This is a genomic window from Streptomyces sp. AcH 505, from assembly GCF_000818175.1.
GTDB lineage: Bacteria > Actinomycetota > Actinomycetes > Streptomycetales > Streptomycetaceae > Streptomyces.
In genome coordinates this window covers 3,355,355-3,362,907 of the sequence record NZ_JTIY01000001.1, presented here as the reverse complement: position 1 = coordinate 3,362,907, position 7,553 = coordinate 3,355,355, and the positions used below count along the sequence as shown (strand labels likewise).

At 71.1% G+C, this 7,553-nt stretch carries 5 protein-coding genes and 1 pseudogene; 5 read left to right on the top strand and 1 reads right to left on the bottom strand.

Annotation, left to right across the window (positions count from 1 at the left end):
• From HY68_RS15320 to HY68_RS15300, 5 genes are all read left to right on the top strand, one after another.
• Positions 1-1,288: FtsK/SpoIIIE domain-containing protein (locus HY68_RS15320; protein ID WP_277816760.1), on the top strand; the 1,288-nt coding region annotated here is incomplete at its 5' end.
• A 209-nt stretch (positions 1,289-1,497) separates the two neighbouring features.
• On the top strand, positions 1,498-2,886 hold the full coding sequence (locus HY68_RS15315) for an ABC transporter substrate-binding protein (protein ID WP_041989098.1): 1,389 nt from the start codon (positions 1,498-1,500) through the stop codon (positions 2,884-2,886).
• Between the two features lie 4 nt (positions 2,887-2,890).
• Entirely contained in the window at positions 2,891-4,243 is a 1,353-nt protein-coding gene (locus tag HY68_RS15310) for a sugar ABC transporter permease (protein WP_041989096.1), read from the top strand.
• Entirely contained in the window at positions 4,240-5,121 is an 882-nt protein-coding gene (locus tag HY68_RS15305) for a carbohydrate ABC transporter permease (RefSeq protein WP_041989094.1), read from the top strand. Before HY68_RS15310 ends, HY68_RS15305 begins: the two co-directional genes overlap by 4 nt.
• 132 nt (positions 5,122-5,253) lie before the next feature.
• Entirely contained in the window at positions 5,254-7,482 is a 2,229-nt protein-coding gene (locus HY68_RS15300) for a bifunctional glycosyltransferase family 2 protein/CDP-glycerol:glycerophosphate glycerophosphotransferase (protein ID WP_063779646.1), read from the top strand.
• On the opposite strand, the pseudogene HY68_RS45170 reads toward HY68_RS15300, so the two are convergent.
• Positions 7,469-7,553 (bottom strand): annotated as a pseudogene (locus tag HY68_RS45170) (TetR family transcriptional regulator); the annotation flags it as partial. The gene HY68_RS15300 and the pseudogene HY68_RS45170 overlap by 14 nt on opposite strands.

Sequence of the window (7,553 nt, the reverse complement as noted above, 5' to 3'; positions counted from 1 at the left end):
GGCCGCCGTGGGCCGGGGCGGCGGCGAGGGGACGGTCGCGGTGGTGGACGCGGTCTCGCCGGCCTGGGCCGAGCGCTTCGGCCGCGCGCTGGCCCCGCTGCGTACGACCGCGGGGCCGCACGACCGGAGTCCGGCCGCCGCGTTGCCTCAATCAGCCAGGTTGCTGGACGAGTTGGGGCTCGCGAGGGCCACCCCCGCCTCGCTGATGGCGCGTTGGGCCTCGGCCGCCGACAGCACGGGCGACTGCACCGCGGTGCTGGGCGCCGGGCCGCGCGGCCCGGTGAGCGTGGATCTGACCGTGGAGGGCCCGCATCTGCTGATCGAGGGCCCGGCGGGCAGCGGCCGTACGGAACTGCTCCGCTCGGTCGCCGCCTCGCTGGCGGCTGCCGGGCGGCCCGACCGGCTCGGTCTGCTGCTGGTGGACGGCGCGGGCGGCCAGCGCGGCGGGGAAGGCCTCGGGGTCTGTACCGAACTCCCCCATGTCACCGAGCACCTGATCGCCTCCGACCCGCTGCGGATGCGGGAGTTCGCGCAGGCGCTCGGCGCCGAACTGAAGCGCAGGGCCGAGCTGTTGGGCCCTCTCGACTTCGCCGAGTGGCACACCGGGCGGGAGGTCTCCGACCGGATGATCGGCCAGCGCCCGCCGAGCGACCAGCGCGGCGACATCGAGACGCCGGGCTCGGGCAGCACGATGCGGCTCAGGACGACCTCCGGCCGGACGGCGCCCGCGCAGCCCGGCGCCGCCGGCTCGCCCACCCCGCTCCCCCGGCTCGTGGTCCTGGTGGACGATTTCGACGCGCTGGTGGCGCCCGCGCTCGGCAGCCCCGGCCGCCCGGCGGCGGGCTCCGTCGTACGGGCGCTTGAGGCGGTCGCCAGGGACGGCGAGCGGCTCGGGGTGCATCTGGTGGCGGCTTCCGCTTCCCCGGACCGGACGAGCGACACGGACCTCGCGCAGCGCACCCGGCTGCGGGCCGTGCTGGACGCGCCGCCCACCGCTCCGGGACCGGACGACCCGGCGCCCGGCCGGGGCAGGCTCGGCTATCCGGACGGCCGGGTGGTCCCGTTCCAGGGCGGCCGGGTCACCGGCCGGATCCCTCGCACGGCCACCCTGCGGCCGACGGTGCTGCCGCTGGAGTGGGAGCGCATGGGCGACCCGCCGACCCGGCGCCCGGTAAGGGAGTTGGGCAACGGGCCGACCGATCTGGCCCTGCTGGCCAGCGCGTTGGAGCGCGCGGCCCGCTCGGTCGACGCGGTGCCGGTCGCACCGCTGACACCGGCCCATCCGTGAAGATCGCCGGGTAAGGCCGTCGTCCACCGCAGTATTCGCGGTCGAACGGCGCGTCGAGCCACGTCACGAGCCCATTACGATCAACGAGTTGACCGCGGGCACAGTATTGCGGCCCCTGGGTACCCGGCGTAGGACTGTCGGCACGGACCGACGGCAACGCCGGTTCCGCATGCGTAGATTCGTACGCGCACGGGAGAGACGGGGAAGTAATGCGCACAACTCGTAAGGCACGCAGGGCTCTTGGCACCCGCAGAGCGGCAGTGGCACTGGTGGCCGCAGGCGCTGTGGCGCTGACCGGATGCGGTGGCTCGGACGACGACGGAGGAGGTGGCAAGGCGTCGGGCGACAGCGCGAGCAAGGAGCCGTCGGCCGCGGGCGTCCAGCTGCCGAAGCTGGACGGCGTGAAGCTGGAGATCGCCGCGGTCTGGACAGGGCCCGAGCAGGCGAACTTCACCAAGGTCCTCAAGGAGTTCCAGAACAGGACAGGCGCGACGGTCACCTTCGTGCCCGCGCAGGACCCGATCGTGAACTTCCTCGGTACGAAGATCGCCGGCGGCAGCCCGCCCGATCTGGCGATGCTCCCGCAGGTCGGCGCGATCCAGCAGGCCGTGGAGAAGAAGTGGGTCAAGCCCGCGGGCCCCGAGGCCAAGGCGGAGCTGGCGAAGAACTACAGCAAGGGCTGGCAGGATCTCGGCGCCGTGGACGGCACGCAGTACGGCGTGTACTTCAAGGCGGCCAACAAGTCGCTCGTCTGGTACAACAGCGCGGCCTTCCAGAACGCGGGCGCCACGGTCCCGAAGACCTGGAAGGAGTTCCTCTCGACCGCCGAGACGATCTCTGCCTCCGGTGTCACCCCGGTCTCGGTGGCGGGCGCCGACGGCTGGACCCTCACCGACTGGTTCGAGAACGTCTACCTCTCCCAGGCGGGTCCCGAGAAGTACGACCAGCTCGCCCAGCACAAGATCAAGTGGACCGATCCTTCCGTCAAGGACGCGCTGACGACGCTCGGCCAGCTCTTCGGCAAGCCGAGCCTGATCTCCGGCGGCGCCGACGGCGCGCTGCAGACGGAGTTCCCCGCCTCGGTCACCCAGACCTTCACCGGTGGTGACGCGCCGAAGGCGGCCATGGTCGCCGCCGCCGACTTCGCCGGGGCGAACGTCGCCGAGACGGACGCCAAGGTCGGTACGGACGCGAAGATCTTCCCGTTCCCCGCTGCCGGCACCACGCCGCCCGTGGTCACCGGCGGTGACGCGGCCGTGGTCCTGAAGGACTCCAAGGGCGCGCAGGCGCTGCTGACCTTCCTCGCCTCGACCGACGCGGCGAAGATCTGGGCCGAGGCCGGCGGTTTCGTGTCGCCGAACAAGGCGCTGGACGGCGCCGCCTACCCCAACGACGTCCAGCGGGGCATCGCGAAGGCCCTCATCGACGCGGGTGACGACTTCCGCTTCGACATGTCCGACCAGATGCCGCAATCGTTCGGCGGTACGCCCGGCAAGGGCGAGTGGAAGGACCTGCAGGACTTCCTGAAGAACCCGAAGGACGTCGCGGGGACCCAGCAGCAGCTGGAGTCCGACGCGGCCAAGGCGTTCAAGAGCTGACGGCATGACTGCTGTGGTCACGGAAGGCGTCGGCGAGAAGCCGGCGCCTTCCGGCGGAGGCAAACGTAAGAGCGTGACAGGCACACGTAAAACGATCGCGGTCGGCTTCCTGCTGCCCGCGCTGGTGCTGCTCGGCGCGCTCGTGGTCTACCCGATCGGGTTCTCGGTCTACCGGTCCTTCTTCGACAAGTCCGGCAGCAGTTTCGCGGGCTTCGACAACTACGTGGAGATATTCACCGACGACACGATCCTGACCGCGGTCAAGAACAATGTGATCTGGGTGATCGTGGCGCCCGTCGTGGCCACCGCCCTCGGTCTCATCTTCGCCGTGCTCACCGAACGGGTGCGCTGGGGAACGGCCTTCAAGCTGGTCATCTTCATGCCGATGGCGATCTCGATGCTCGCATCGGGCATCATCTTCCGGCTGGTCTACGAGCAGGACCCGGCGCGCGGTGTCGCCAACGCCGTCTGGGTGGGCGTGCACGACACGTTCGCCGAGTCGGCCGGCTACCCCAAGGCGCATCCGCTGCCGGTCCACCCGCTGAAGGCGGGCGGCGGCGGATCATTCGTCACCAAACAGCCGGTCGAGGCCGGCAGCCCCGTCCAGCTGCCGCTCGTCGGCGTGGCACCCGGGAAGATGCCGTCCGACGCGAAGCCCGCCGAGGCGGCCAAGCCGGCCGACGGCAAGATCACCGGTACGGCGTGGCTGGACTTCACCCCCGGTGGCGGCGGCAAGCCCAACATCATCGACAACAAGGAACTCGGCCTCAAGGGCATCAAGGTGGAGGCCGTCAAGAACGGCAAGGTCGTCGCGACGGCCACGGCCGCCGACAACGGCACCTTCAGCCTCCCCGACTCGGCGGCGGGCGCCCAACTGCGGCTGCCCGCCTCCAACTTCCGCGAGCCCTACAACGGCGTCGACTGGCTGGGGCCCAATCTGGTCACCCCCGCCATCATCGGCAGCTATCTGTGGATGTGGGCCGGGTTCGCGATGGTCCTGATCGCCGCCGGTCTCGCGGGCATGCCCCGTGAGCTGCTGGAGGCGGCGCGGGTCGACGGGGCCAACGAGTGGCAGGTGTTCCGCCGGATCACCGTGCCGCTGCTGGCGCCGGTGCTCGCCGTCGTCATGGTCACTCTGATGATCAACGTGCTGAAGATCTTCGACCTGGTCTTCATCATCGCGCCGGGCTCCTCGCAGGACGACGCGAACGTGCTGGCCCTCCAGCTCTACCGCTCGTCGTTCGGCACGGACGCCGATCTCGGCGTGGGCAGCGCCATCGCCGTCCTGCTGCTCCTGCTGGTCATCCCGGTGATGCTCTTCAACGTACGACGCATGAGAAGGGAGACGCGCCGATGACCGCGACCGACGGTGTGGTCAAGGCGGAACAGTCACTCCCGGCCCGGATAGCCGCCCGGCTGGGCGGTGGTGCGGTGCGCGTGGTCCTGATCCTGGTCGGCCTGTTCTGGCTGATGCCGACGATCGGGCTGCTGATCTCCTCGCTGCGTGACTCCAAGGACATCAACGCGAGCGGCTGGTGGAAGGTCTTCACCGCACCCAGTCAGCTGACCACCGAGAACTACTCACACCTCCTCGACAACGACATCATCACCAACTCGCTGCTCTCCACCGTGCTGATCACGGTCCCCGCGACGCTCCTCGTCGTGGTGATCGGGTCGCTCGCCGGCTACGCCTTCGCGTGGATGGACTTCCCGGGCCGCGACTGGTGGTTCCTGGTGGTCGTCGGACTGCTGGTGGTCCCGGTCCAGGTGGCGCTGGTCCCGGTCTCCAAACTGTTCGGCGAGATAGGCATCTTCGAGACGACCTTCGGTGTCGTGATCTTCCACGTCGCCTTCGGCCTGCCCTTCGCGATCTTCCTGCTGCGTAACTTCTTCGCGGAGATCCCGCGGGAGCTGCTGGAGGCGGCGCGGCTCGACGGGGCAGGTGAGATCCGGCTGTTCACCCGGGTCGTGATGCCGCTCGGCGGTCCGGCCATCGCCTCGCTCGGCATCTTCCAGTTCCTCTGGGTCTGGAACGACATGCTGGTCGCGCTGGTCTTCGCCGACTCGAAGAACCCGCCGATCACCGTGGCGCTGCAGCAGCAGGTACGGCAGTTCGGCAACAACGTCGACGTGCTGGCGCCCGGCGCCTTCCTGTCGATGGTGATCCCGCTGATCGTGTTCTTCGCGTTCCAGCGCCAGTTCGTCTCCGGTGTGATGGCGGGCGCCGTCAAGTAGCGCACGCGCCCTCACACATACAGGTGAGGGCTCACACCTGCGGGTGACAGTACGGGGGGCCGGTCAGGGCGACCGGTCCCCCGTATGCCATGGCCCGCGTAACCAGGCCGCCGCCCGCGCCGTTCCAGAGCCATGCCCCGGTTCAGTGTCATCGTCCCCGCCTACCAGGTCCAGGCGTACCTCACGGAGTCCCTCCGGTCGGTACTGACCCAGTCCTACGACGATCTCGAACTCATCGCCGTGGACGACTGCTCGCCCGACGCGTGCGGTGCGATCATCGACGAGTTCGCAGCGGAGGACCGCCGGGTCGTCGCGGTCCACCTCCCCGCCAACGGCGGTCTCGGGCCCGCGCGCAACGCCGGGATCGCGCGGGCGACCGGTGACTATCTGATCTTCCTCGACGGCGACGACACGCTCGTGCCCGGCGCGCTCCAGGCGATCACGGACCGGCTCAAGGAGACGGGCGGGCCCGACGTCCTGGTCCACGACCACGCCCGTACGTACTGGACGGGCGAGAGCGTACGGGGCGGTGTCGTCGCACCGCTCACCGAGGAGGGCCCCGCCGCCTTCCAGCTCGCGAACCGGCCCGCCCTGCTGACCACGCTGCTCGCCGCCTGGAACAAGGCGTACCGGCGGGAGTTCATCGAGCGCGAGGGCCTCACCTTCCCGCCGGGCCGGCACGCGGACATCGCCTGGGCCTACCCCGTGCTGATGACGGCCGGCACGATCGCGACGCTGGACCGCGTCTGCGTACGGGACCGCAGGCACCGCACCGCGCGCGAGCGCACGCATCTGGACCTCTTCGCCCAGTACGACCGGGTCTTCGCCTTCCTCGACGAGCGGCCCGAACTCGCCCGCTGGCGCCCGGTCCTGCACCGCCGCATGCTCGACCACTTCGCGGCGCTGGCCGCGACGGAGGGCCAGATGTCACGCCGTGCCGAGTTCTTCCGCAGGGCCCGCGCCCACCACCGCCGCTACCGCACCCCCGGCGCCGCCCGGCTGCGCCACGCGCTGCTGCGGCTCGGTGCGCACCGGACGTATCTGACGCTCCGGGCCGCACGCCAACTGCGCTGCCACGCCGGGCGGTTGACCGCGGGGCTCGGCCGGCTGGCCCGTACGGCGGCGCTGCGGCTGCACTACCGCGTACAGCGGCAGCTTCCCGTACGCTCCGACCGAGCCGTGTTCGCGGCGCACGGCGGTTACGCCGGTGATCCGGCGGCCATCGAGGAGAAGGTGCGCGAGCTGGTGCCGCGCGTGCGCACCGCCTGGCTGGTGGAACCGGCGCTCCAGCACACCGTCCCCACCGGGACGCGGCGGCTGCGCCCCGGCACCTTCGGCTACTGGACGGCGCTGGCGCGCTCCCGCTACCTCGTCACCAACACCGCCCTGCCGCTGGCCAAGCGGCCCGGACAGCTCCTGCTCCAGACGCATCCGGGCACCCCGCTCAAGTCCGTCGGCCTGGACCTGCTGGACCGGCCCGCCGCGGCCGGGCCAGCCGACATCGCGCGGCTCCTGGACGACGCGGACACCTGGGACTTCTCCCTCTCGGCCAACCGCCACTCCACCCTGGTGCGGGAGAAGGCGTTCCCGGCGGGCTTCACGACGCTCGAATACGGCCACCCGCGCAACGACGTCTTCCAGCGGGCGACCGCCGCCGACGTGGCGCGGCTGCGCGAGACGCTGGGCATCCCGGAGGGGTACACCACCGTGCTGTACGCGCCCACCCGGCGCGACTACCGGCGCAGCCACTACCTGCCGCTCGCCCTGGAGCGCGTCGTCCGGTGCCTCGGCCCGCGCTTCGTGCTGCTGACCCGGGCGCACCCCGGCTACGGCGAGCCGCTGCCGCACGCGCCGCACCCGAGGATCATCGACGTCTCGGCGCACCCGTCCGTCGAGACGCTGTGCCTGGCGTCGGACGCGCTGGTCACGGACTACTCGTCGCTGATGTTCGACTACGCCAACCTGGACCGGCCCATCGTCATCCACTGCGACGACCAGCCGGCCTACGAGGCGGCCCGGGGCACCTACTTCGACCTGCGGGCGTTCCCGCCGGGCGCGGTCGCCCGCACCGAGGACGAGCTGATCGACATCTTCACCAGCGACCACTGGCGCGGCTCGCGCTCCAGCCAGCTGCGGACGGCGTTCCGCACCCGCTTCTGTCCGTACGACGACGGGCAGGCCGCCGAGCGCGTGGTGCGCCATGTCTTCCTGGGCGAGACGGCCGGGCTGCCCGTACCGCTGCCGCAGGAGGAGCGCAGGCCGGCGCCTCGGCCGGTGTTCCTGCCGCACCAGACGCACCCGGCGCCGGCCCGTGCGGCGACGGCCTACGGGGAGAGCCGCGAGGCGCTCAGCCTCGACTGAGCGCGGCCACCGCCGACGACGCCAGGTCGTCGAGATAGCCCTTGGGCAGCTTGTTGCGCACCACCACGAGC

Excerpts from the sequence above, each read along its gene's own strand:
- HY68_RS15315 (WP_041989098.1), top strand. The coding sequence starts at position 1,498 with ATGCGCACAACTCGTAAGGCACGCAGGGCTCTTGGCACCCGCAGAGCG.
- HY68_RS15310 (WP_041989096.1), top strand. The coding sequence starts at position 2,891 with ATGACTGCTGTGGTCACGGAAGGCGTCGGCGAGAAGCCGGCGCCTTCC.
- HY68_RS15305 (WP_041989094.1), top strand. The coding sequence starts at position 4,240 with ATGACCGCGACCGACGGTGTGGTCAAGGCGGAACAGTCACTCCCGGCC.
- HY68_RS15300 (WP_063779646.1), top strand. The coding sequence starts at position 5,254 with ATGCCCCGGTTCAGTGTCATCGTCCCCGCCTACCAGGTCCAGGCGTAC.